The 22,560-nt window shown below is 73.5% G+C and carries 21 protein-coding genes; 8 read left to right on the top strand and 13 right to left on the bottom strand.

Annotated features, from left to right (window positions below; translation table 11 throughout):
* Nucleotides 1-39: 39 nt before the first annotated feature.
* Both ACFYUV_RS32150 and ACFYUV_RS32145 read left to right on the top strand, forming a co-directional pair.
* The gene (locus ACFYUV_RS32150; protein WP_387675582.1) at nucleotides 40-801 is read left to right on the top strand and encodes an ABC transporter permease; all 762 of its coding nucleotides are present in this window, start codon (nucleotides 40-42) and stop codon (nucleotides 799-801) included.
* Entirely contained in the window at nucleotides 783-1,829 is a 1,047-nt protein-coding gene (locus tag ACFYUV_RS32145) for an ABC transporter ATP-binding protein (RefSeq protein ID WP_387674906.1), read from the top strand. Before ACFYUV_RS32150 ends, ACFYUV_RS32145 begins: the two co-directional genes overlap by 19 nt.
* 126 nt (nucleotides 1,830-1,955) lie before the next feature.
* Here the strand turns inward: ACFYUV_RS32145 and ACFYUV_RS32140 are convergent, their stop codons facing one another.
* Entirely contained in the window at nucleotides 1,956-3,125 is a 1,170-nt protein-coding gene (locus ACFYUV_RS32140) for a zinc-dependent alcohol dehydrogenase (RefSeq protein WP_387674903.1), read from the bottom strand.
* A complete protein-coding gene (locus ACFYUV_RS32135; RefSeq protein ID WP_387674900.1) occupies nucleotides 3,122-4,015 on the bottom strand; it encodes an SRPBCC family protein in 894 nt (297 codons plus the stop codon). The genes ACFYUV_RS32140 and ACFYUV_RS32135 overlap by 4 nt, the downstream gene beginning before the upstream one ends.
* A gap of 267 nt (nucleotides 4,016-4,282) precedes the next feature.
* Here ACFYUV_RS32135 and ACFYUV_RS32130 point away from each other — a divergent pair, with 267 nt between their 5' ends.
* Nucleotides 4,283-5,392, top strand: a complete 1,110-nt coding sequence (locus tag ACFYUV_RS32130; protein WP_387674897.1) for a hypothetical protein — start codon at nucleotides 4,283-4,285, stop codon at nucleotides 5,390-5,392.
* Between the two features lie 34 nt (nucleotides 5,393-5,426).
* On the opposite strand, the gene ACFYUV_RS32125 is transcribed toward ACFYUV_RS32130, so the two are convergent.
* Nucleotides 5,427-5,753 carry an STAS domain-containing protein gene (locus ACFYUV_RS32125; RefSeq protein WP_358286916.1) on the bottom strand — a complete coding sequence of 109 codons (327 nt, stop codon included), beginning with the start codon at nucleotides 5,751-5,753 and terminating at the stop codon, nucleotides 5,427-5,429.
* Nucleotides 5,750-9,925 carry a SpoIIE family protein phosphatase gene (locus ACFYUV_RS32120; RefSeq protein WP_387674894.1) on the bottom strand — a complete coding sequence of 1,392 codons (4,176 nt, stop codon included), beginning with the start codon at nucleotides 9,923-9,925 and terminating at the stop codon, nucleotides 5,750-5,752. The genes ACFYUV_RS32125 and ACFYUV_RS32120 overlap by 4 nt, the downstream gene beginning before the upstream one ends.
* A 246-nt stretch (nucleotides 9,926-10,171) precedes the next feature.
* Between ACFYUV_RS32120 and ACFYUV_RS32115 the strand changes: the two genes are divergently transcribed.
* Together ACFYUV_RS32115 and ACFYUV_RS32110 are read left to right on the top strand one after the other, a co-directional pair.
* On the top strand, nucleotides 10,172-11,419 hold the full coding sequence (locus tag ACFYUV_RS32115; RefSeq protein WP_387674891.1) for a PP2C family protein-serine/threonine phosphatase: 1,248 nt from the start codon (nucleotides 10,172-10,174) through the stop codon (nucleotides 11,417-11,419).
* Nucleotides 11,398-11,754: an STAS domain-containing protein gene (locus ACFYUV_RS32110; protein WP_387674888.1), complete on the top strand. Its 357-nt coding sequence runs from the start codon at nucleotides 11,398-11,400 to the stop codon at nucleotides 11,752-11,754. Before ACFYUV_RS32115 ends, ACFYUV_RS32110 begins: the two co-directional genes overlap by 22 nt.
* 4 nt (nucleotides 11,755-11,758) lie before the next feature.
* On the opposite strand, the gene ACFYUV_RS32105 is transcribed toward ACFYUV_RS32110, so the two are convergent.
* The 3 genes from ACFYUV_RS32105 to trpB are packed head-to-tail and all read right to left on the bottom strand — an operon-like array spanning nucleotide 11,759 to nucleotide 14,520.
* On the bottom strand, nucleotides 11,759-12,514 hold the full coding sequence (locus ACFYUV_RS32105; protein WP_387674885.1) for a GntR family transcriptional regulator: 756 nt from the start codon (nucleotides 12,512-12,514) through the stop codon (nucleotides 11,759-11,761).
* 9 nt (nucleotides 12,515-12,523) lie between these two features.
* A complete protein-coding gene (gene trpA / locus ACFYUV_RS32100) occupies nucleotides 12,524-13,321 on the bottom strand; it encodes a tryptophan synthase subunit alpha (protein ID WP_387674882.1) in 798 nt (265 codons plus the stop codon).
* Nucleotides 13,318-14,520 carry a tryptophan synthase subunit beta gene (gene trpB / locus ACFYUV_RS32095; RefSeq protein WP_387674879.1) on the bottom strand — a complete coding sequence of 401 codons (1,203 nt, stop codon included), beginning with the start codon at nucleotides 14,518-14,520 and terminating at the stop codon, nucleotides 13,318-13,320. The genes trpA and trpB overlap by 4 nt, the downstream gene beginning before the upstream one ends.
* A 140-nt stretch (nucleotides 14,521-14,660) precedes the next feature.
* On the opposite strand from trpB, the gene ACFYUV_RS32090 reads away from it, so the two are divergent.
* Nucleotides 14,661-15,185: a hypothetical protein gene (locus ACFYUV_RS32090; protein ID WP_387674876.1), complete on the top strand. Its 525-nt coding sequence runs from the start codon at nucleotides 14,661-14,663 to the stop codon at nucleotides 15,183-15,185.
* Between the two features lie 104 nt (nucleotides 15,186-15,289).
* Here ACFYUV_RS32090 and ACFYUV_RS32085 read toward each other — a convergent pair whose 3' ends face one another.
* Nucleotides 15,290-16,255 (bottom strand): helix-turn-helix transcriptional regulator, encoded by a 966-nt coding sequence (locus tag ACFYUV_RS32085; protein ID WP_387674873.1) that lies wholly within the window; start codon nucleotides 16,253-16,255, stop codon nucleotides 15,290-15,292.
* 52 nt (nucleotides 16,256-16,307) lie between these two features.
* Here ACFYUV_RS32085 and ACFYUV_RS32080 point away from each other — a divergent pair, with 52 nt between their 5' ends.
* A complete protein-coding gene (locus ACFYUV_RS32080) occupies nucleotides 16,308-17,453 on the top strand; it encodes an epoxide hydrolase family protein (RefSeq protein ID WP_387674871.1) in 1,146 nt (381 codons plus the stop codon).
* A gap of 28 nt (nucleotides 17,454-17,481) precedes the next feature.
* On the opposite strand, the gene ACFYUV_RS32075 is transcribed toward ACFYUV_RS32080, so the two are convergent.
* Together ACFYUV_RS32075 and ACFYUV_RS32070 are read right to left on the bottom strand one after the other, a co-directional pair.
* Nucleotides 17,482-18,129, bottom strand: coding sequence for a response regulator (locus ACFYUV_RS32075; protein WP_387674868.1), 648 nt, complete (start codon nucleotides 18,127-18,129; stop codon nucleotides 17,482-17,484).
* Nucleotides 18,126-19,268 (bottom strand): sensor histidine kinase, encoded by a 1,143-nt coding sequence (locus ACFYUV_RS32070; RefSeq protein WP_387674865.1) that lies wholly within the window; start codon nucleotides 19,266-19,268, stop codon nucleotides 18,126-18,128. The genes ACFYUV_RS32075 and ACFYUV_RS32070 overlap by 4 nt, the downstream gene beginning before the upstream one ends.
* Before the next feature lie 110 nt (nucleotides 19,269-19,378).
* Between ACFYUV_RS32070 and ACFYUV_RS32065 the strand changes: the two genes are divergently transcribed.
* Nucleotides 19,379-20,512 (top strand): alpha/beta hydrolase family protein, encoded by a 1,134-nt coding sequence (locus ACFYUV_RS32065; protein ID WP_387674863.1) that lies wholly within the window; start codon nucleotides 19,379-19,381, stop codon nucleotides 20,510-20,512.
* A 34-nt stretch (nucleotides 20,513-20,546) separates the two neighbouring features.
* Here the strand turns inward: ACFYUV_RS32065 and ACFYUV_RS32060 are convergent, their stop codons facing one another.
* The 3 genes from ACFYUV_RS32060 to ACFYUV_RS32050 all read right to left on the bottom strand — a co-directional run bounded on the left by ACFYUV_RS32060 (nucleotide 20,547) and on the right by ACFYUV_RS32050 (nucleotide 22,373).
* Complete coding sequence (locus tag ACFYUV_RS32060) at nucleotides 20,547-21,398, bottom strand: alpha/beta fold hydrolase (RefSeq protein ID WP_387674860.1); 852 nt, start codon at nucleotides 21,396-21,398, stop codon at nucleotides 20,547-20,549.
* A gap of 170 nt (nucleotides 21,399-21,568) precedes the next feature.
* Complete coding sequence (locus tag ACFYUV_RS32055) at nucleotides 21,569-22,183, bottom strand: TetR/AcrR family transcriptional regulator (protein ID WP_387674858.1); 615 nt, start codon at nucleotides 22,181-22,183, stop codon at nucleotides 21,569-21,571.
* Nucleotides 22,184-22,217: 34 nt separating this feature from the next.
* Nucleotides 22,218-22,373 carry a hypothetical protein gene (locus ACFYUV_RS32050; protein WP_387674855.1) on the bottom strand — a complete coding sequence of 52 codons (156 nt, stop codon included), beginning with the start codon at nucleotides 22,371-22,373 and terminating at the stop codon, nucleotides 22,218-22,220.
* Nucleotides 22,374-22,560: the final 187 nt, after the last annotated feature.

Raw genomic sequence — 22,560 nt, 5'->3', positions numbered from 1 at the left:
CCGGCCGCGGGCCGTGAGATCTCGGGGCGGGCGCCGTGGATGCTGGTCGTGCCCGCGCTGGCGGGGCTGGCGTTCCTGGTGCTGCCGCTGGCCGGGCTGCTGATCCGGGCCCCCTGGCCCACGCTGCTCCAGCGGCTGGCCGAGCCCCATGTGCTGGAGGCGCTGCGGTTGTCGCTGCTGTGCGCCACCGTCGCCACGGCCTTCTGCCTGCTGCTCGGCGTGCCGCTGGCCTGGTTGCTGGCGCGGGTGTCGTTCCCGGGGCGGCGGCTGGTGCGCGCGCTGGTCACCGTGCCGCTGGTGCTGCCGCCGGTGGTCGGCGGCGTGGCGCTGCTGCTGGTGCTGGGGCGGCGCGGCCTGGCCGGGCAGTGGCTGGAGTCCGCCTTCGGCATCACGCTGCCGTTCACCACGGCCGGGGTGATCGTCGCAGAGGCGTTCGTCGCGATGCCCTTCCTGGTGATCAGCGTGGAGGGCGCGCTGCGCGGCGCCGACCAGCGCTTCGAGGAGGCCGCCGCGACGCTCGGCGCCTCCCGCTGGACGGTGTTCCGCCGGGTGACGCTGCCCATGGTGATGCCGGGCGTGGTGGCCGGGGCCGTGTTGTGCTGGGCGCGGGCGCTGGGCGAGTTCGGGGCGACGATCACGTTCGCCGGCAACTTCCCCGGCACCACCCGCACGATGCCGCTGGCGGTCTACCTGGCGCTGGAGACCGAGCCGGAGGCGGCGATCGTGCTCAGCCTGGTGCTGCTGGCCGTCTCGGTGGTCATCCTGGCCAGCCTGCGCGACCGGTGGGTGAGCGCGCCGTGACCCTCGACGCCCGTCTGGTGGTCACCCGGCCGGCCTTCACCCTCGACGTCTCGCTGCGGGTCGCCGCCGGCGAGGTGGTGGCGCTGCTCGGCCCCAACGGCGCCGGCAAGACCACCGCCCTGCGCGCCCTGGCCGGGCTCACCCCGATGACCGCTGGGCACATCAGCCTGCGTGGCGCGCCGCTGCACACGCTGCCCGCCGAGGGCCGCCCGATCGGCATGGTCTTCCAGGACTACCTGCTCTTCCCGCACCTGTCGGCGCTCGACAACGTAGCCTTCGGGCCGCGCTGCCAGGGCGTGCCCAAGGCCGAGGCCCGCCGGACGGCCGCCGCGCTGCTGGAGCGGGTCGGCCTCGCCGCCCACGCCGCCGCCAGGCCGCGGCGGCTGTCCGGCGGGCAGGCGCAGCGGGTCGCCCTCGCCCGCGCGCTGGCCGTACGGCCCGAGCTGTTGTTGCTGGACGAGCCGCTGGCCGCGCTCGACGCCCACACCCGGCTGGAGATCCGCTCCCAGCTGCGCCGCCACCTGGCCGACTTCGAGGGCGCGACCGTGCTGGTCACCCACGACCCGCTCGACGCGATGGTGCTGGCCGACCGGCTGATCGTCATCGAGCACGGCACGGTCGTGCAGGAGGGCCCGCCGGCCGAGGTCGCCCGCCATCCGCGCACCGACTACGTGGCCCGCCTGGTCGGGCTCAACCTCTATCGCGGCCTGGCCGAGGGCGTGCGGGTCAAGGTCGGCGAGGTGCTGCTGCACACGTCGGAGGAGCTCGACGGACCGGCGTTCGTGGCCTTCCCGCCCGCGGCCGTGGCGTTGTACCGCAGCCGCCCCGACGGCAGCCCGCGCAACCTGTGGCAAGCCCGGATCGAGGGCATCGAACGGCACGGCGACAACGTGCGCGTGCACCTCGACGGCCCCCTGACGGCCTTCGCCGACATCACCCCGGCCGCCGTCGCCGACCTCGACCTGACCCCCGGCCAGCGGATCTGGGCCTCCGTCAAGGCCACCGAGACGCACGCCTACCCGGCCTGAACGCCCCGTTCCCACAGCCGTTCGCCCACGCCGACCCGGATGGTTCTGCGCCGCTCCGCCGACTTGGCGGAGCGGCGGGCCACCGAGGAAATCGGGCGGAACCGGCTCTGGGCCACGAAGGCAGCCTCACGGAGTGAGGACGACCTTGTTGCACTCGTCCTGCTTGTGCTTGAACAGCTCGAACCCGCGCGGCGCCTCGCTGAGCGGCATGCGGTGCGAGACGACGAAGCTCGGGTCGATCTCGCCCGCGCGGATCCGCTGCAGCAGCGGCTCGGTGTAGCGCTGCACGTGGCACTGTCCGGTGCGGATGGTCAGCGACCGGTTCATGACGGTGCCCATCGGGAACTTGTCGACGAATCCGCCGTAGACGCCGATGACGGAGACCACGCCGCCGTTGCGGCAGGCCATGATGGCCTCGCGCAGCGCGTACGGCCGCTCGGTCTCCATCCGGGCGGCCTGCTTGGTGCGGTCGTAGGCGTACATGGCGGGGGTCGGGTGGTGGGCCTCCATGCCGACGGCGTCGATGCAGGCGTCGGGGCCGCGCCCGCCGGTCATGTCGCGCAGTGCGTCCAGCACGTTCACCTCCTCGTAGTTGAGCACCTCGGCGCCGGTGCGCTGGACCCGCCGCAGCCGGTACGGGAACCGGTCGATGACGATGACCCGCTCGGCGCCGAGCAGGAACGCGCTGGCCGCGGCGAACTGCCCGACCGGCCCCGCGCCCCAGATCGCGATGGTGTGGCCCGGCTTGATGTCGCACATCTCCGCACCCATGAAGCCCGTCGGAAAGATGTCCGACAGGAACAGCACCTGCTCGTCGGTCAGGTCGTCCTCGATCTTGATGGGGCCGACGTCGGCGAACGGGACGCGCACGTACTCGGCCTGCCCGCCGGCGAAGCCGCCCAGCATGTGGGAGTACCCGAAGATCCCGGCGGGCGCGTGGCCCATCAGCTTCTCGGCCATGCCCGCGTTGGGGTTGGAGTTCTCGCACAGCGAGTACAGCTCGGCCTCGCAGGCGAAGCAGGCCCCGCACGCGATGGGGAACGGCACCACGACGCGGTCCCCGGCGTGCAGGTCGCGCACGCCGGGGCCGACCTCGACGACCTCGCCCATGAACTCGTGGCCGAGGATGTCGCCCTTCTTGACGGTCGGGATGTAGCCGTCCACGAGGTGCAGGTCGGAGCCGCAGATCGCGGTCGAGGTGACGCGGACGATCGCGTCACGCGCGTTGAGGATCTGCGGGTCGGGGACGTCTTGGATCTCCAGGCGGTTGCGGCCCGCCCACACGTTGGCCTTCATGCCCGTCCTCCGATCGGTTGTGCGGGACGCTGGTGGAGCTGGCGCCGGGCGAGGTGGCCCTCGGGGCTGCCCTCGGAGCGGACCACCTCGCCGGTCTCCATGACCTGTTTGAAGCGGCGCAGGTCGTCGCGGAGCTGCTGCTCGGGGTGTTCGCCGAACATGCGGGCGACGGCGGCGGCGAGCTTGCGGCCGGGCGCGCCGTACTCCAGGGAGACGTCCACGACCGTGCCGTGCCCGCCGGGGCCGTCGGTGAAGCCGACCAGGCCGGCGGTGGCGATGCCGGTGCCGGGAACCGACCGCCAGGCGATCAGGTCGCCGAACCGCTCGTCGATGATCTCGGCCTCCCACTCCAGGTCGACGATCGGGCCCTTGGCCTTCCAGCGGGAGTGGCGCTGGTTGATGGTGCGCACCGAGTCCAGGTGGCCCATGAACGTGGGCAGGTTCTCCAGGTCGCGCCAGAAGCGGTAGACGTCGTCGCGGGGCTTGTTGATGGTGATGGAGGCGCGCACCTGCAGCGGGCCCTTGGCCTTGGCGGTGCCGCGCCGGGCGCAGGCGGCGTCCAGGACGGTGAGGCCGGCGACGGCGCCGAGCGCGGCCAGCGCGCGGGTGCGACGGGCGCCGGTGCGGCCGGCCGCGGCCCGGCCCAGGACGCCGAGGTCCATCGTGTCGCCGGCGACCCTGGTCCACACCCACTGGGCGGGGTTCTTGGCGCCGAGCAGCAGCGCGGCGTGCAGAAGCTCGCGCCCGCCGACGAGCCTGGCGACGGCCGTGGCCCCGGGCGCGTCGTCGACGCCGCACAGGCGGGTCACGGCCCGCGGTGCCCCCAGGTGCGCCGCGCCCAGCGCGAGGCTGGCCCACCCGAGCGCACGGGCGAATTTGTCGGTCATCATGTGTCCTAACGCAGGTTGCAGTGGTTGATGCGTACGCCGCAGGCGGCCCCCGGTCTGCTGACGCCCCCGCGTCCCTTGCCCCCGACAAAGCGGATGACACCAGCGGATTCAGGCATTGAAGGTGCAGGTCGTCTGGATGGCCGTCCACGACGGACACCCGCCTCACCTGCTGCATCCAGACCTTCATCACCCGATACACGATGCATGTGCCGCGCGACTGCGGGTATTCGGTCCCCGGATCCACCCGGCTACCGGCGAGGAGCGCTCATGGCCATCAGTGAGCCGCACCGGCCGGAGATCGTCGTCGGGCTCGTGGCGACCCCGCCGGACTATCCGGCGCAGGTGGTCGCGCGGCTCGCCGCCGAGCTGGCCGACCGGCTCGCCGAGCAGGTGGACCCGCACGTGCGGTGGACCGTCCGGGCAGGCTGGGGTGACGTGGCGCCGCGCCGCGATGGCGGCGTCGAGGCGCTGCTCGACGATCTCGCCCGCCGGCGCGCCGACGCCCGGTGGGACGTCGCGATCTGCCTGACCGACCTGCCGCTGCACACCGAGCGGGTGCCGCTGGTCGCGCAGACGTCCGCCCGGCGCCGCGTCGCGGCGGTGTCCCTGCCCGCGCTGGGGCTGTGCCAGCTGCGAGCGCTCCGCGCCGCCATCCCGGGTCTCGTGAGCCGGCTGCTCACTGACACCTCCGAGGGGCGGGTGCCGCCGGCCGGCCGGGCACCGGCCGAACTGGCCGCCCGGGTCGCCGCCATTCACCGGGTGGTCGGCGAGGCCGAAGCCGGGGAGCTGGGCTACCTCGCCTCGCGGCTGGCCGGCCGGGTGCGGCTGCTGACCGGAATGATTCGGGCCAACCGCCCGGGGCGCGCCCTGCTGGGCCTGTCCAAACTCCTGGTCGGCGCCTTCGCCACGGCCGCGTTCGCGCTCACCACCAACACCATCTGGGAGATGGGCGACGCGCTCGGCGGACTCCGCCTCACCGTGATCATGTTTCTCGGGCTGACCGCGCTGGTGACCTGGCTGATCATCGCGCACGACCTGTGGGAGAAACCGGACCGCAAGACACCGGCCGAGCTGGCCCGGCTGTTCAACCTGGGCACGGTCCTCACCCTCGCCCTGGCCGCCGCGGTGTCCTATCTGGTGCTGTTCGCCGGAACGACACTCGTCGCGGCGCTGCTGATCGACACCTCCGTGCTGGCACGGAACCTGCAGCGGCCGGTCGATCTCACCGACTATCTGAAGCTGGCCTGGATCATCAGCTCGCTGGCCACCGTCGGCGGCACGATCGGCTCCGGGCTGGAGGACGAGGACACGGTGCGGGCCGCCGCCTACGGCTACCATCCCGAACCCGGCGGCTGGCGGGACGAGCGGGACGCGTGATCCCGCCTCGGGCCAGAAGCGCAGCCGGCGGCGTTCAGGCGCTGTGGCCGTCCTGGGACGGGTCGACGTACGTGATCTCCTGGATGGCGGCGACGTCGGCGAAGCCGGCGATCGTCAGGACGGGTTCGAGCACCGGGTTGGCGACGAGCCGGATCCGCGAGGCGTGCGTGAACAGCACGGTCAGGCCCGCGCTGTCCAGGTACTCCACCTCGCTCAGGTCGACGAGCACCATGCTGTCGCCGGTTCGGGCCAGCGCCTCCTCCAGGGCCCCGGCGTTGCTCATGTCGATCTCGCCGGCGGCGGCCAGGACCTGGGTGCCGTCCGGCCGCGTCGAGGCCGCAAGGGTCAGAGGGGTGGTCATGAGCTGATCCTCGCTTGCATGTCGACGGTGGTACCGGCCGCGCCGGGTTCGATGGTGACCTCGTTCATCAGGGCGCGCATGAGCGCCACGCCCCGGCCCCGGTGCGGGTTCGCCTCCGGCTCCGGAGGCTTCCAGCGGCCGGTGTCGGCGACGGTGAGCCGCAGGTCGCCGGGGGTGGCGACGGCCCGCAGGCGGATCGTCCGGCCGGGGGCGTTGCGGTGGCCGTGCTCGATCGCGTTGGCGCACGCCTCCCCCGCCGCCACGAGCACGTTCTGCACCAGCGAAGGGGTGAGCTGGCAGCGGGCCAGCCACTCCCGCAGGGCCGAGCGCACGGGGGCGAGCTGGCTCGACTCGGCCGGGAAGTCCACCTCCAGCGGGGCGGGCTGGCGGTAGAGCAGCAGCGCGACGTCGTCGTTGAAGCCGCCGTCCGGGGCGAGGGAGGACATGACGTCGCTGGCCAGCTCCTCGATCGGGGTGGACCGCCCGACCTGGACGGCGGTGCTGGCCTCGCCGATGCCCGCGGTCAGCGGACGCCGCCGCCGCTCGACCAGGCCGTCGGTGTAGAGCAGCAGGGTGGACCGGGGCGGCATGGTGCACCTGGCCTCGGTGCGCCCGCGGGCCGACCGTACGGCCAGCGGGGTCGAGCGGCCGCCCTCCAGCAGCTCGGTGCTGCCGTCCGCGTGGGCCAGGATGCCGGGGGGATGGCCGGCGCTGGAGTAGACGAGGTCGCCGGTGGCGGTGTCCAGGACGCCGCAGAAGACGGTGGTGCACTTGGCGCCCGGGATGAGGGCGGCGAACCGGTCGAGCGCGGTGAACATCTGGGCGGGCCCGGCGTCCTGGAGCAGCAGGGCCCGGCAGGCGCTGCGCAGCTGTCCCATGACGGCCGCGGCCTCCAGCCCGCGCCCCACGCAGTCGCCGACGACGATCCCGATGCGCTCGCCGGACAGCGGCACGATGTCGTACCAGTCGCCGCCGACCTCCAGCGGGCTGGTGGCGGGCTCGTAGCGCACGGCGAAGCCGCTGGGCAGCCGGGACGGGCCGAGGATGGCGCGCTGGAGCGCCACGGCCGCCTCGCGCTGCTGGTCGAGCTGGTGCACCCGGTGCAGCGCCTGGCCCAGGTGGCCGGCCAGCAGCGCCAGCAGGGTCTGGTCCTCGTGGGTGAACGGCCGGTTCTGGCCCAGGTCGATCCAGACGGCGAGCAGGCCCTCGGGGTGCTCCAGGGTGATGCCGGCCCCGTCCGTCTCGGAGGCGACGGCCCGCAGGGGCGGCTGCTCGCGCAGGCCCGTCAGCTTGGCCCGCACCCGTTCCGGCAGGTCCTGCCAGGCCGGGCCGGACGGCGCGGCGACCAGGCCGCGGGAGCCGTCCTCGTCCCAGACGACGGCCGCGACCTGCCGGGCGTGCCAGACCTCCTGCAGCGCGTCCAGCCCGCCGGCCAGGGCGTCGTTCATGTTGCCCGCCTGCGAGACGCGCAGGCCCAGCGCGGCGAGCGCGCTCTCGCGCTGCACGAGGTAGTGCTCGGCGGTCACGTCCCGCAGGGTGCCCACGACGCGGCGCCGCCGGGTGTCGGGGTCGGTGACCGAGTTGAACGTGACCGCGACCCACACCTGGTGCCCGTCGCGGTGGGTGACGGGAATGACCGCGCTGCCCCTGCCCTCGCCGACGAGCCGGCCGAACGCCTCGGCGACCAGGCCGTGGGCCTGCGGGTCGCGCTGCTCGTCCGGCCACCAGGGGTGCCGGGGCCGGTAGGGCAGGCCGTCGGGGCCGTAGCCGAGGATGTCGGTGAACGCCGAGTTGATCTCGATCACCGCGCCGTCCTCGTCGGTCACGAAGAACGCCTCCTGCAAGGAGTCGATCATGGCGTTGCGCCAGCGCGTGTGATGGTTGCGCAGCCGCGCCAGCTCCACGTTGGCCCGCGCCCGCGCCAGCAGCTCGGCCGCGGAGAACGGCTTGACCAGGTAGTCGTCGGCGCCCGCCGCCAGGCCCTCGATCGAGGCCTCCTGCCCCGCGCGCGCCGACAGCAGCAGCACCGGCACCCCGGCGGTACGCGGATCGGCCCGCAGGGCCGCGACCAGGGCCAGGCCGTCCAGGCGCGGCATCATCACGTCGCTGACCACGAGGTCGGGCTCCTCGGCGTGCACGGCGTCCAGCGCCTGGAGACCGTCGCCGACGGCGGTGACGTGGTAGCCGGCGCCCTTGAGCAGCCGGACGAGGTACTCGCGCATGTCCCGGTTGTCGTCGGCGATCAGCACCCGGGCCGGCGGGCCGTCGCTCGGCCCCTGTGAGCCGCCGCCGTCCGCCGAGACGTCCGAGGACGTCCCCGCGCCGGTGACGTCGTCCTCGGGCAGCCAGCGCAGCGCCTCCTGCACGAACGGCTCGGCGCCGGACGAGACCGACTCCGCCGGGCGGGCCGGCACCAGGCTCCCGGCCGGAAGGTGGCCGGCGCCGAAGGGCAGCCGGATGGTGAAGGTCGTGCCCTTGTCCTCGGTGCTCTCGGCGGTGATCGTGCCGCCGTGCAGGCCGACGAGCTCCTGGACGAGAGCCAGCCCGATGCCGCTGCCCTCGTTGGAGCGCGAGCGGGCGCTCTCGATCCGGTGGAACCGTTCGAACAGGCGCGGCAGCTCCTCGGCCGGGACGCCGATGCCCGTGTCGGAGACGGTCACCACGGCCTGCCCGTCCCGCACGCCCACCTGGACGGCGATCGAGCCGTCGAAGGTGAACTTCAGCGCGTTGCTCAGCAGGTTGAGCACGACCTTCTCCCACATGCTCCGGTCGATGTAGACCGGTTCGTCCAGCGGTGGGCAGTCCACCTGGAAGGACAGGCCGGCCTTGTCGACCGCCGAGCGGAAGACGCTGGCCAGGTCGGCGGTCACCGCCGCCAGGTCGACCGGCTCGTAGCGGGCCTGCATGCGGCCGGCCTCGATCCGGGAGAAGTCGAGCAGCGTGTTGACGAGCCGGCCCAGGCGCAGGGCGTTGCGGTGGACCACCTCCAGGTCCTGGCGCACCTCGGGGGCGGCGCCGGCCAGTGTGTTCCGCAGTTCCTGCACCGGGCCCATGATCAGGGTGAGCGGCGTGCGGAACTCGTGGCTGATGTTGGAGAAGAAGACGGTCTTCGCCCGGTCGAGCTCGGCCAGCTCCTCGGCCCGCCGCTGCTGGGCCTGATAGCTGCGGGCCGAGGAGATGCCGGTGGCGACGTGCCCCGCGGCCAGCTCGACGAACCCGCGGTACCCGTCGTCGAGGGCGCGGTAGCGGTTGAGCGCGGCCACCAGGAACCCGTACGGCCTGCCTCCCTGCTGCAGCAGCGGCATCACCAGCGCGTGCGTGGGCGGCTCCGGCCAGTCCCCCGGCGGCAGCCCGGCGTACGGGGCCGCGTCGAGCGCCACGAGCGCCGGCTCGCCGCGGGCCGGGGCCTGGACCGGCCACACCGCGTCCTGGTCGCCGGGCGGGACGACGGCAGGGGCGGCCGGATGCCCGGCGGGCAGCCCCGTCGAGCCGGCCAGCCGCGCCCGGCCGTCGCCGTCGAACAGGTACGTCAGGGTGAAGGGCAGGTCCTGGAGGTTGCGGCCGAGCTGGCGGCAGGCGAAGGCGAGCATCTCCTGCTCGGTGCGGACCACGCTGGGGTCGGAGCCGAGATCGCGCAGGGTGGCCATGCGGCGTTCGCCGATGACCCGCTCGGTCTCCTCGCTGACCACGCAGAGCATGCCGACCACCGAGCCGTGGTCGTCGCGCAGCGGGCTGTAGGAGAAGGTGTGGTACGTCTCCTCCGGGTAGCCGGCCCGCTCCAGGAACAGCAGCAGCGCCTCGTCCCAGGTCGCCTTCCCGGTGGTCAGGACGGCGTCGATCCGCGGGCCGATGTCGTCCCAGATCTCCGCCCACACCTCTCGGGCCGGCCGGCCCAGCGCCCACGGGTACTTCTGGCCCAGCGTGTCACGGCGGTAGGCGGCGTTGCAGAAGAACGTCAGCTCAGGACCCCACGCCATCCACATGGAGAACCGGGACGACAGCAGGATGCTGACCGCCGTCTGGAGGCTCTGCGGCCAGTGCTCCGGACGGCCGAGCGGGGTCGCCTCCCAGTCGACCTCGGCCAGGTCGCGGCCGACCTCGTCGTCCACGGTGAAGATCCCGGCACCGGCCGCCGCCGCCGGCCGCCGCTCACCGTGGTCGTCGTGTGTCATCCGGCTCCCCCTCGTTCGCTGCGGGCGCGCCTACCCCGCGTCGCGCCGGTGATGCCGCCGCGGCCGTGGACCAGCAGGTCAGGTATCACCTCGACCGTAGGTAGAATAGGGCAAATCACTCCGGGGGTCGGGCCTCCGCCCCTGCTCGGCGCCTGTGCCGGCGGAGCTGAGCGGAAGGAGCCGGACGTCAGCACCGCCGAAGACACGCACCGCGCGGCGGCCCTCCAGGGGCACGAACTCCCCGCCGTGCCGGGCCAGGCGACGCTGGACCGGGTGGCCTCGCTGGCGGCGCGCATGTTCCAGGCCCCCATGGCGACCGTGACGTTCGCCGGTGACGAGGGGGTGCGCCGGGTGGCCGCCCACGGCACGCCGGCCGGCCCGTTCCCCGGCGGCTGCGAGGAGAGCCTGTACGCCGCCGTGCTCGCGCGGGGCGAGGTGTGCGTGATCCCGGACGTCACGGCCGACCCGGCGATGGCCGCCGATCCGTCCGGCGGGACCGGCGTGCGCTTCTTCGCGGCGGCCCCGATCACCGTCCCCGACGGCCGCTGCGTGGGCAGCGTCAACGTCATGGACGTCCGTCCCCGGCAGGCCGCGGACGAGGACGTCAGCGCCCTGCGCGATCTGGCCGCCCTGGTCATGGACGAGCTGGAGCTGCGCCTGGCCGCCTCGCGCACCCTGGCCACCGAGCGCGCGTTGCGCGCCGACGCCGAGCGCCTGGCGCGCACCCTGCAGCAGACGCTCGTCCCGCACACCCTGCCGGAGGTGCCGGGCCTGCGCGCGGCCGCCGCCTACCACCCCGTCTCGGTGGACGAGGTCGGCGGCGACTTCTACGACCTGTTCCCGCTCGACGGCAACCGCTGGGCGTTCTTCCTCGGGGACGTCTGCGGCAAGGGCGCCGACGCGGCCGTGCTGACCTCGCTCGTCCGCTACACCCTGCGCGCCGCCGCCGTCTACGACCCCGACCCGTGCGCGGTGCTGGCCAACCTGGACGCGGTCCTGCAGCAGGAGCACGCCGGTCAGGTCATGCCGCCGCCGTACTGCACGGCGGTCTTCGGTGTGCTCGACCCGGTGGCGGGCGGCTTCGAGGTCACGCTGGCGGGCGGCGGGCATCCGCCCTCGCTGGTGGTGCGCGCCGCAGGCGCGGTCGAGGCCGTCCATCCCGAGGGCGGACAGCTCATCGGCATCCTGCGCGACCCGTACTTCGCCCAGGTGAGCACCCGTCTGGGGCCCGGCGACGCCCTCCTGCTCTACACCGACGGCCTGACCGAGGCGCGCACGGGCACCGGGGCCAGGCTGGACGAGGAGGGCCTGGCCGCCCACCTGGCCGCCGCCGCCCCCACCAGCGCCGACGGCCTGCTGGCCACGGTGCACAAACTGATCACGACCCTCGGCGACGGCGTGTCGGACGACACCGCGGTGCTCGCCCTGTCCGTCCCCGCCCGCTCGACGGGCGTCTGTTCTGAGGAGCCCCAGTGCAGCACGACCACGGTCTGACCATCACCTCTCAGCCCCACTCGGGACGCGTCCGCGTCCTCACGGTGGCCGGCGACCTCGACCACCACACCTCCCCCCGCCTGCACGAGGCCCTGGACGAACTCGGCCTCGCGCCGGGCGACGGCCTGGTGATCGAGATGTCGGGGCTGCGGTTCTGCGACTCGACCGGCATCTCCGTGCTGGTCAGCGCCCATCAGCGGGCCCAGGACGCGGGCGCCGGCCTGGCGCTGGCCGGGCTCAGCCCGGACATCGAGCACCCGTTCAAGATCATGGGGCTGACCCGCCTGCTGTCCTTCCACGACGACATCGACAAGGCCGTCGCCGCCCTGCAGTGAGGCGCTAGCTGGTGGCCCGCCAGGCGAGCGAGAGGCCGGTGGCCGCCCGTTCGGTACGGATCTCCATCATGGTGCCCAGGATGGTGGCGTGGTCGGACACGACGGGAACGCCGTCGGGCGTGTAGGTGATCCGGGTGCTGACCAGCACGGCGCTGCCCTCGGGCTCGTGCAGGCGGCGCGCGGCGGCGGCGTCGAGCAGGCCGGGCCCGACCACCTCCGACGCGCGGGCGACCGCCACCCCCGCGTCGGCGAGCGCCGCGTAGAGGGAGACGGCGGTGAAGTCACGGTCGCGGATCTGGTCGGCCACCGGCCTGCGCACCCACGACACCTGATGGACGGCCGGCCGCCCGGCGAACTCCCGCACCCGCTCCAGCCGCAGGGCCGTCTCGCCGGGACGCAGCCGCAGCTCCGCGGCGATCCGGTCGGGGGCCCGGCGCATCGCCCGCCCGGCCACCACGGTCCGCACGTCATGGCCCTGTTCCCGCAGGTCGTCGGCCAGGCTGCGGAGCGAGCCGAGCTGGTAGGCCAGGTGGGGCGGGGCCACGTACGTGCCCTTGCCGGGCCGCTGCACGATCAGGTGCTCGTCGCTGAGCTCACGCAACGCCTGGCGCAGCGTCATGAGGGTGACCCCGTAGGAGGCGCTCAGCTCCCGTTGCGGAGGAAGCGCCTCCCCGGGGGCGTAATGGCCCGACCGGATCTTCGCGGCGAGGTCGGCGGCGATGGCGCGGTATCTCGCCTCGTGCCCGGCGTCGGGGGTCATCGTGGTGCGTCACTCCTGGTCGAGGGCCTTCCGCAGGGTCGCGACGAAGGCCCGCAGGTCGTCCGGCCCGGCGCCGTCGAGCACCCGCCGCATGACCGCGGCCCCGACCACCACTCCGTCGGCGTGCCGGCCGGCCTCCCGCGCCTGGTCAGGCGTGGAAATGCCAAATCCTAGCAAGATCGGCCGGTCGGTGCTGCGTCTGAGCCGGGCGGTGAGCTCCGCGGCCGAGGCGGCCAGGGTGGCCCGCTCGCCGGTGGTGCCCATCAGCGACACCGCGTAGACGAATCCGCGGCTGCGGCGCGCGATCTCGGCCAGCCTCGGCTCCGGCGTCGCCGGTGAGGCCAGCAGGACCAGGTCGATCCCGGCGGCGGCGGCCACGTCCGCCAGCTCGTCCGCCTCGTGCACCGGCAGGTCGGGCACGATCAGGCCGTCGACGCCGGCCCGCCGGAGCGCCGCGCAGAACGCCTCGGGCCCGTCGTGCAGCACGAGGTTGTAGTAGGTGCTGGCGATCAGCGGCACGCCCACGTCCCGCACGTCGGCGAGGTCGGCGAGGATCCGGCGGGTGCTCGCCCCCCGGGCCAGCGCCGCCTGGCTCGCCTGCTGGACGGTGACGCCGTCCAGCGTGGGGTCGGAGAAGGGCAGGCCGACCTCGACGGCGTCCGCGCCGGCCGCGGCGAACGCCCGCAGGTAAGCCGTCCACCCGGGCGTGATGCCGCCGGTGACGTACGGCATGAGCAGGGCGCGGCCGGTGTCCCGGCGGGCACGCAGGTGGCGCTCGACCGCGCCGGGGGTCAGGATGTCGGTCACAGCAGCTCCTTCAGGGCGGAGACGTCCTTGTCGCCCCGGCCCGACAGCGTCATCAGGACGGTCGATCCGGCGGGCAGCTCGCCGCCGGCCGCGCGGATCACCCAGGCCAGGGCGTGCGCCGATTCGAGCGCCGGGACGATGCCCTCGGTGCGCGCCAGCCGCAGCGCCGCGGCGACGGCCTCCTCGTCGGTCACCGTGACGTACCGGGCCCGGCCCAGTTCGCGCAGGTGGGCGTGCTCGGGGCCGACGCCCGGGTAGTCGAGTCCGGCGGCGACGGAGTGGGCCTCGACGATCTGGCCGTCGTCGTCCTGGAGGAACAGCGAGCGGCAGCCGTGCAGGACGCCGAGCCTGCCGCGGGCCGCCCCGGCGCCGCCCTCCGCCTCGACGCCGACGAAGCGCGCCGTGGTGCCGGCGAAGCCGGCGAACGTGCCGGCCGCGTTGGAGCCGCCGCCGACGCACGCGACGACGTGGTCCGGGACGCCGGTCGGCTGGCCGGCCGCGAACTGGGCGCGCGCCTCCTCGCCGATGACCCGCTGGAACTCCCTGACCATCCACGGGTAGGGGTCCGGCCCGATGACCGAGCCGACGCAGTAGTGGGTGTCGCCGGTGACGCCGACCCAGTGCCGCATGGCCTCGCTGGTGGCGTCCTTGAGCGTGCGGCTGCCCGTGGTGACCGGGACCACCTCGGCGCCCAGCATGCGCATGCGGAAGACGTTCAGGCCCTGCCGCGCGATGTCGCGCTCGCCCATGAAGACGGTGGCCTCCAGCCCGAGCAGCGCGGCGGCGGTCGCGGTGGCCACGCCGTGCTGGCCCGCTCCCGTCTCGGCGATCAGCCGGCGCCGTCCCATCCGCCTGGCGAGCAGCGCCTGGCCCAGCACGTTGTTGATCTTGTGGGAGCCGGTGTGGGTGAGGTCCTCGCGTTTGAGGAGGAGCCGCACGCCCAGCTCCCCCGACAGCCGGCGGGCCGGGGTCAGCGGGGTCGGCCGTCCGGCGTGCAGCGCGAGCAGTTCGGCCAGCTCGCCGCGGAAGCCGGGGTCCGCCCACGCCTGCCGGAACGCCTCGTCCACCTCACGGCACGCCTCCACCAGGGACTCCGGCGCGTACCGGCCGCCGTACTCGCCGAACCGGCCGCGGGCTCCCGGCTCGCCCATCGGTCCGGCCGCCGGGACGGGCTCGCGCAGTGGCGTCGCTTCTCGCATCCTGCTCACCTCGTTCTATAACTCTGACAAGAGTTCTATAACAGTGAGTGTGGCACGGGAGATGCCGGCCGCGCCACCCCGGCCCCGACTACGTCGCGGCGAACGGGGAATCTGGCACTTTCGAGTCGGAGGAGATCGTGATGAGCACTGAGGAGAGCGAGGGCGTGCGTCACGGGTGGGTGGACGACGTCCCCGTGGCATGGATCGAGCCGCCGGCCGGCGCGGGCGGAGCCACCGTGGCGTTGTGGCTCCCGCACCTGGGCGGCAGCACGCAAGCCTGCCTGCCCGCCATGCGCGAGCTGGCCGGACAGGGCATGACCGCCGTCAGCCTGGACCCGTGGCGGCACGGCCGGCGCGGCGGTGAGAGCGCCGCGCAGCTGACCGAGCGCGTCCTGGGCGACTTCCGCCAGGAGATGTGGCCGCTGCTGGGCCGTACGACGGTGGAGTGCGTCCGGGTCCTGGACTGGGCGGCCGCGGAGCTCGGCGCGGGACCCGGCGCGGTCGCGGGCGGGGTGTCGATGGGCGGCGACTGCGCGGTGGCGCTGGCCCGGCCATCGCCTTCGAGTGCGGCGCCGACGACAGCCACGTGCCGCCGCAGGGCGCGCTGCGCTTCCGCGAGACGATCGAGCACGTCTACCCCCGGCACGCCGGCCGGATCAGGGTGACCGTGCACCCCGGAAGGGGCCACCTGGACGCGGCCCGCGACCCGGAACTGACCCGCCGGTGCCTGGCCTGGCTCGCTCAGCCCGACGGGCAGCCGTAGCCGCGGTCACGCCGGATCGGCATCGGGGACGGCTTCGAGGAGACGGGCGGCGAGGGCGCGGACGTGCCGGACGAGCTCGGGCGGCTCGTGCACCTCGAACGGCACGCCGAGCTGCGCGACCCACATCGCCAGCTCGTCCAGCGAGTGCGACCCGGCGGACAGGACGCAGGAGCCGTCGCCGGCCGGCTCGACCACCGCCATGGTCGGCGGCATCCGGGCGGCGACGACGTCCGCCGGCGCCCGCACCGTGAACCGCCCCTGGTAGCGGTAGGGATCGACGGAGATCCGCTCGGAGACGTAACGCACGAGGTCGGCGGCGGGCGGCTCGCGAGGCGTGAAACGCGGGCCGTTCGGGGTGTGCAGCCGCAGCCGGTCGACGCGGAACGTGCGCCAGTCCGCCCGGCCGGTGTCCCAGGCCACCAGGTACCAGCGGCGACCCGAGTTGACCAGCCGGTACGGCTCCGCGGCACGGCGATCCCCGACGCCGTCGTGGGAGCGGTAGTCGAACCGCAGGCTCTCCCGGCGGCGGACCGCCGCGGCGATCGCCGTGAGCGCGGCCGGGTCCACCGCCTCCGCAGCCCCCGCCAGCGGGACCGTGACCGAACGCAGGTCGCCGACGCGGTGCCGGAGCCGGGCCGGCAGCACCTGTTCGAGCTTGGCCAGGGCCCGGACCGAGGTCTCCTGGATGCCGGTCACGCCGGAGACCGCCGCCGTGCCGAGCCCGATGGCGACCGCGACCGCCTCCTCGTCGTCGAGCAGCAGCGGCGGGAGCCCGGCCCCGGCGCCGAGCCGGTATCCGGCCGTGCCCGGGGTGGCGTCCACGACGTAGCCGAGCTCGCGCAGCCGGTCGACGTCGCGGCGGACCGTGCGGGGCGAGACGCCGAGCCGCTCGGCCAGCTCTGCCCCTGACCACTCCCTGGGGGTCTGCAACAGCGACAACAAACGCAACAAACGCGCCGACGTCTCCAGCATGCCGTCCATCCTAGGACCGAAGCTGTCCTAACCCTTGTCTACGGTCATGGACATGAACGACGACCCGCGCATCCACCCGTTCCGCATCGACATCCCGCAGGCCCAGCTGGACGACCTGCGCGCCCGGCTGGCGGCGACCCGCTGGCCGGACGAGCTGCCCGGCGTCGGCTGGTCCTACGGCGTCCCGGTGGGCTACGCGAAGAGGCTGGCCGAGTACTGGCGCACCTCGTTCGACTGGCGGGACGCCGAGCGGCGGCTGAACGCCTTCGAGCAGTTCACCACCCTCATCGACGGGCAGAACGTGCACTTCCTGCACGTCCGCTCCCCCGAGCCCGGCGCGCTGCCGCTGATCGTCACGCACGGCTGGCCGGGCTCGGTCGCCGAGTTCATGAACGTCATCGGCCCGCTCACCGACCCGGCGGCCCACGGCGGCGACCCGGCCGACGCCTTCCACGTCGTCGCCCCCTCGATCCCCGGCTTCGGCTTCTCGGGCCCCACCACCGAGCCCGGCTGGGACCTGGAGCGGGTCGCGCGGGCGTGGGCCGAGCTGATGGACCGCCTCGGCTACCTCCGGTACGGCGCGCAGGGCGGTGACAGCGGCTCGGTGATCTCGCCGATGCTCGGCCGCGCCGCGCCAGGGAACGTCGTCGGCGTGCACGTCAACGGCGCGCTCGGCTTCCCCAGCGGCGACCCGGCCGAGCTGCGCGAGCTCACCCCCGCCGAGCTCGCCCGCCTCGGCCAGTACCAGGACCAGGACCGGGCCGGTTACGCGATCATCCAGGCGACCCGCCCGCAGACCCTAGCGTTCGGACTGCACGACTCCCCCGCCGCGCAACTGGCGTGGATCGTGGAGAAGTTCAAGGAGTGGACCGACCCCGCCCGCGAGCTGCCCGAGGACGCGGTGGACCTCGACCAGTTGCTCACCGACGTGAGCGTCTACTGGTTCACCGGGACCGCCGCCTCCTCGGCCCGCCTCTACAAGGAGGGGCAGAAGGGCTGGGGCGCGGTGGCCGAGTACTCCGGGCTGCCGCACGGCGTCGCCGTCTTCCCCGGGGACGCCGGGGTGCGCCGGATCGCCGAGCGCGAGCACAACGTCGTGCACTGGTCGGAGTTCGACCGCGGCGGCCACTTCGCCGCCATGGAGGCCCCCGACCTGCTCGTCGAGGACGTCAGGACCTTCTTCCGCCCCCTGCGCTGACTCCTCGGCTCGGCGTCGTGCAGGACGGTCAGCCCAGGTCGGCGTCGTGCACGAGGATGGCGGCCTGCACCCGGTTGGCCAGGGCCAGCTTGCTCAGCACCCGGCTGACGTGCGCCTTCACCGTGGCCTCCGTCAGCCTGAGCTCCCGGCCGATCTCGGCGTTCGACAGGCCGCGGGCCACGGCCCTGATCACGTCCTCCTCCCTGGCCGTCAGCGCCGCGAGCCGCCTGCGCGCCGACTCGGCACGGGAGGGCGCCCGGTCCACGAACGAGCCGATCAGCCGCTTGATGACGGTGGGGGACAACATGGCCTGGCCCGCCGCGACCGTCCGGACGGCGGCGGCCAGGTCGCGCGGCGGGGTGTCCTTGAGCAGGAAGCCCACCGCGCCGAGCCGGAGCGCCTCGTGGACGTACTCGTCCAGGTCGAACGTGGTGAGCATGATCAACTTGGGCGCGTCCGGGGCGGCCAGGATGCGGGCGGCGGCGGTCAGGCCGTCGGTGCCGGGCATGCGCACGTCCATCAGGACCACCTCCGGCCTGAGCCGGGTCACCGCGGCCACGGCTCCGTCGCCGTCGGCCGCCTCGCCGACGACCACGATCTCGCCCGCCGCCTCCAGGATCAGCCGCAACCCCGACCTGACCAGCGCCTCGTCATCCACGACCAGGACGCGGATCATGCGGCGGGGATCCCGGCCAGCACCTGGAAGCCGCCCTCGTCCCGGGGACCGGCCTCCAGCCTGCCGCCGGCCAGCTCGACGCGTTCGCGCAGCCCCACCAGGCCCCAGCCCGAGCCGGGCAGGTCGCCGTCCGCCGCCGCGCAGGACCGGTTCCGGACCAGCACCTCCAGCTCGGCCGGCCGGTATCGGACGTAGACGTCGGTCTCGGCGTCGCCCGCGTGTTTGTGCACGTTGGTCAGCGCCTCCTGAACCACCCGGTAGGCGGTGCGCTCCGCGGTGGGCGGCAGCGGACGGGGACGTCCCTCGTCGTGGCGGTTGACCACGATGCCCAGGGCCCGGGACTGGTCGAGCAGGCGGTCGAGGTCGGCCAGCGTGGGCTGCGGGCCGCGTCCCGGATCGGGCGAGCGCAGCACGCCCAGCACCTCCCGCAGGTTCGTCAGCGCCTCCCTGCCCACGCCGCCGATGAGCGCGGCGGCCTCGGCCGTACGGGCGTCGGGGGCGTTGACCTCCAGCGCCCCGGCGTGCAGCACCATCAAGGACACCCGGTGGGCGACCACGTCGTGCATCTCCCGCGCGATGCGCGCCCGCTCCTGGTCGCGCGCCTGGTCGGCGCGGAGCACCTGCTCGCGCAGCAACTGCTCGGACTGCTCGCGCATCGCGTCGAGCACCTGCCGCCGGGCACCCACCCACAGGCCGGCGACCAGCGGCAGCCCGAGCATCGCGCCGCCCATCAGCAGCACGTTGACGGCAGTGCCCGCGACCAGCGCGCGATACCCCTCGTTCCAGGAGGACACCAGCCCCGCGAGCGCGAACAGCACGACCGCGCCGGCGACGTAGAGCCACAGGTCGCGACGGCGGCGGAGCCGCGTGCCCGCGTAGTAGGAGGCCACCACCGCGGCGGGCCACATCACCAGCCAGACGTGGGCCACCGCGCCCACCACGACGAGCGGCCACAACCACCGCCGCCCGAGCGCCGCGGCCACCCCGCAGCACGCCGCCACCGCCACGAGCACCGGCAGGGGCAGCGCGGACCGCACACCTGCCGAACCGGTCACCGAGGCCATGGACAGCAGGAGAACCGTCGTGCCGAGCGCCCACGGCGTGACCCGTTCGGCGATCGTCGATGTCCGGTCAATCATGGCCAGAGGCTACAAGTCCCGGCAGGCCACCCATCCCCTACGAAAGTCGCACATGGCCTGTGACTTTCGCCGGGGACGGTCCGGCGGGGGTGCGCGGCACGGTGGAGCGCATGCACAAGATCCTTGTCGCGGGTGCCCTCGCGCTCGCCGCGACCACTCCGTACCCCGCCCAAGCCGCGGCTGCTGAAGCCGTGACCACCGCGCCCGTGACCGCGCTGCCCGCGCCGACCGGCCCGTACCCGATCGGCAAGGTGGACCTGCACCTGGTGGACCGCGGCCGCCCCGACCCCTGGGTGACCGGCCGCGACGCCCGCGAGCTGATGGTCTCCCTCTGGTACCCAGCCCACAGAGGGACGGGCAGGCCGGCGCCGTACCTCACGCCGAAGGAGTCGGAACTGGTCCTCAAGGGCGTGCCGCAGCTCAAGGACCTCCCGTCCGACACGCTCGCCAGGACCAGGACGCACGCCCGCGCCGACGCCCCCGCGGTCAGGCGGAAGGGCGGATGGCCCCTGGTGGTCCTGTCGCCCGGCATGACGCTGCCCCGCGCGACGATGACCTCGCTGGCCGAGGAGTTCGCCACCCGCGGCTACCTGGTGGCGGCCGTCGAGCACACCTACGAGTCGGTCGCCACCACCTTCCCCGACGGCCGTACCGTCACCTTCGAGGCCGGCAAGGCCGGTCAGACCCCCGAGACGGGCGAGAAGGTGGCCCGGGTCAGGGCCGCCGACACCGCGTTCGTCCTCGACGAGCTGGACCGGAGCAGGCGCTGGAACGCGCTGATCGACGAGCGGCGCATCGCGATGGTCGGACATTCGGTCGGCGGCCAGAGCGCCGCGCACCTGCTGCCCGACTCCCGGCGGATCAAGGCGGTGGTCAACCTCGACGGCACCTACAACCCGAGGATCCCCGCCCAGCCGCTGGACAAGCCCTTCATGATGATCGGCAACCCCCGGCACCAACCGAGATCCGGCGGCCCCGACGGCTCGTGGGACACGTTCTGGCCGCACGTGACCGGCGACTGGAAGCGGTGGCTGACCGTGACGGGGGCCGAGCACATGAGCTTCATCGACTACGCGGTGCTCCAGCCGCAACTCGGCCTGCCCAAGACCCCGATCGACGGCGAACGCGCCATCGCGATCACCCGCAGGTACGTCACCGCCTTCTTGGACCTGCACCTCAAGCACAAGCCCGCCCCCGCCCTGGACGGGCCGTCACCGGACTGGCCCGAGGTGCGCTTCTGGTGACCACGAGCCCCGGTCGTGCACGGCAGGTTGTCGGCTAGCGCCCGGTGTGCCGGAGGATCGCGGCGGAGATCCGAGGAATCACCGGCGGCGGGAACCCGTGCCCCATTCCCTCGATGGGCAGGAACTCGCTGCCGGGAATCGCCGCCGCCAGGGCCTGGCCGTGAGCGAAGGGCGCCATGGGATCGTCAGAGCCGTGAATCACCAGAGTCGGAGCGGTGATCGAGCCGACCAGCCCGGAACGGTCGCGGGAGGCGAAGGCCGCGAGGATGTGGTTCTTCGAGGCGTGGCCCGCATCGGTGGCGTTCTCGATCTCCCGCTCGATGATCGCGCGCGTGGCCGCCTCGTCGAACGCCGTCAATCGTCCGGCGAGAATGCGGGCCAGCTTGAGATGCGATTCGACGTGCTCCTCCCGGGTGCCGGGCGGGTTGGCGATCTGTTCGGCGTCCCAGGCTGCCAGTCGTGGATCGCGTACCGTGCCGCGGAAGGTGTTGGTCGCAGGGTCGAGGGGCTCGGCGCTCGACATGATGACCGTCAGGCTGCGCAGCCGGTCAGCGTGTTCGAGCGCGATCTCCTGGGCGATCATGCCGCCCATCGACGCGCCGACCACGTCCGCCGTGGCGATGCCCAAGCCGTCGAGCAGGCCGATGGCGTCCTGGGCGAGGTCGATCATGGTGTACGGGTGGGCCTCGTAATCCACGCGGCCGGACAGCCCGGTGTCGCGGTTGTCGTAGCGGATGACGTACCGGCCTTCCTTCTGGAGAAGGCGGCAGAGCTCGTCGGGCCAGGTGGCGCCTCGGGCGCCGAGCCCCATCACGAGCAGCAGCGCGGGGTCGGCCGGGTCACCGAACGTCTCGCACCACAGGCGGATCCCGTTGGCCTCGACCATGCGTTCCATCATTCTGCCCCTCGTTCTGGCTCGCACCAGTGGCGACGACTGGCGCTACGACGTCCCGTACGAGGACGGGCGCGCACGGACCGTGCGCCGAGTCCGCTCCCACAGCGCCCCCCCACTGCAAAAAGTATATCCACGTTAACTTTTTGCTTGATCCAGAGCCGTCACAACCCAGCCGGCACCTGCAGGACGGCGAGCATCTGGGCCCGCAGGTGCACGCTCAGCGCCCCGATGTCATCGCTCAGCCGGGCGGCGAGCACCGCCGTCACCATCCCCATGACGGAGGTGACGGCGATCCGCGCCGCGAGGTCCGACAGCTCCGGCCGTACCTCGATCAGCAGCCCGACCCATTCCTCACGTATCTGCCGCATCCGGCGGTTGAGCAGCCGCCGATCCCGCTCCGGCAGCCACAGCAGCTCGGCCTGCATGATCAGAGTCAGACTCCGGTTCTCGACGGACGACCGGGAGAACCAGTCCACCAGGGCGATCAGCGCCTCCTGCGGATCCCGGTCCCGGTCGGCCAGCGCGGCTTGCGTCCCCTCCTGAAGGCGTTCCAGCGACAACTCGATCAGGGCGAGGAGGATGGCCTGCTTGCCGGGGAAGTGCCGGTAGACCGCGGGCCCGGAGATGCCCACCGCGGCCCCGATGTCGTCGATCCCGGTGTCGGCGTAACCACGCTCCACGAAGAGCCGGGCCGCCTGCAGCAGGATGACCCGCTTGCGCACCCCATGCTTGCGCCCCTGCGAGATGAGCGACTCCAGCTCGTCGGACTCGGCCACGTACGCACCTCTCTGCAAGAAACGGCAACCCCGGTTAACATATTGGATGGAGGCCGCCCGGCACGCCGCGGAGGGGCACCCCGTCAGCTCCGGGCGGTTCCAGCACCTCGAACCCCTTCACCGCCACGTGCACCGCCGGCTCCCGCAGCGAGTTCGAGCCGGCCGTGAAGAGGCGGGTACGCGCGTCCACGCCTCCAGCCGTCCAGCGCTGGGCGACACACGCTTCGCCACCGTCTCGGCCCTCCGCTCCCGAAGCTGGCCCCAGCCCCAAGGTAGCTAAGTGAGCTATGACGATTACGGATCGTGGTCGTTGCGGGTGGGTGAACGGGGCTGGTTGGTCAGGGTTTCTACTTGATCGTGTACGTGTCGGAGACGGT

The sequence above is a fragment of the Nonomuraea sp. NPDC003560 genome, from assembly GCF_042878785.1.
In the GTDB taxonomy this organism is placed as follows: domain Bacteria; phylum Actinomycetota; class Actinomycetes; order Streptosporangiales; family Streptosporangiaceae; genus Nonomuraea.
Note: the sequence above shows the minus strand (reverse complement) of the source record. Positions and strands in the feature narration are given on the sequence as shown.

Excerpts from the sequence above, each read along its gene's own strand:
- ACFYUV_RS32150 (WP_387675582.1), top strand. The coding sequence starts at position 40 with ATGCTGGTCGTGCCCGCGCTGGCGGGGCTGGCGTTCCTGGTGCTGCCG.
- ACFYUV_RS32140 (WP_387674903.1), bottom strand. The coding sequence starts at position 3,125 with ATGAAGGCCAACGTGTGGGCGGGCCGCAACCGCCTGGAGATCCAAGAC.
- ACFYUV_RS32135 (WP_387674900.1), bottom strand. The coding sequence starts at position 4,015 with ATGATGACCGACAAATTCGCCCGTGCGCTCGGGTGGGCCAGCCTCGCG.
- ACFYUV_RS32130 (WP_387674897.1), top strand. The coding sequence starts at position 4,283 with ATGGCCATCAGTGAGCCGCACCGGCCGGAGATCGTCGTCGGGCTCGTG.
- ACFYUV_RS32125 (WP_358286916.1), bottom strand. The coding sequence starts at position 5,753 with ATGACCACCCCTCTGACCCTTGCGGCCTCGACGCGGCCGGACGGCACC.
- ACFYUV_RS32120 (WP_387674894.1), bottom strand. The coding sequence starts at position 9,925 with ATGACACACGACGACCACGGTGAGCGGCGGCCGGCGGCGGCGGCCGGT.
- ACFYUV_RS32105 (WP_387674885.1), bottom strand. The coding sequence starts at position 12,514 with ATGACCCCCGACGCCGGGCACGAGGCGAGATACCGCGCCATCGCCGCC.
- trpB (WP_387674879.1), bottom strand. The coding sequence starts at position 14,520 with ATGCGAGAAGCGACGCCACTGCGCGAGCCCGTCCCGGCGGCCGGACCG.
- ACFYUV_RS32090 (WP_387674876.1), top strand. The coding sequence starts at position 14,661 with ATGAGCACTGAGGAGAGCGAGGGCGTGCGTCACGGGTGGGTGGACGAC.
- ACFYUV_RS32085 (WP_387674873.1), bottom strand. The coding sequence starts at position 16,255 with ATGCTGGAGACGTCGGCGCGTTTGTTGCGTTTGTTGTCGCTGTTGCAG.
- ACFYUV_RS32080 (WP_387674871.1), top strand. The coding sequence starts at position 16,308 with ATGAACGACGACCCGCGCATCCACCCGTTCCGCATCGACATCCCGCAG.
- ACFYUV_RS32075 (WP_387674868.1), bottom strand. The coding sequence starts at position 18,129 with ATGATCCGCGTCCTGGTCGTGGATGACGAGGCGCTGGTCAGGTCGGGG.
- ACFYUV_RS32070 (WP_387674865.1), bottom strand. The coding sequence starts at position 19,268 with ATGATTGACCGGACATCGACGATCGCCGAACGGGTCACGCCGTGGGCG.
- ACFYUV_RS32065 (WP_387674863.1), top strand. The coding sequence starts at position 19,379 with ATGCACAAGATCCTTGTCGCGGGTGCCCTCGCGCTCGCCGCGACCACT.
- ACFYUV_RS32060 (WP_387674860.1), bottom strand. The coding sequence starts at position 21,398 with ATGGTCGAGGCCAACGGGATCCGCCTGTGGTGCGAGACGTTCGGTGAC.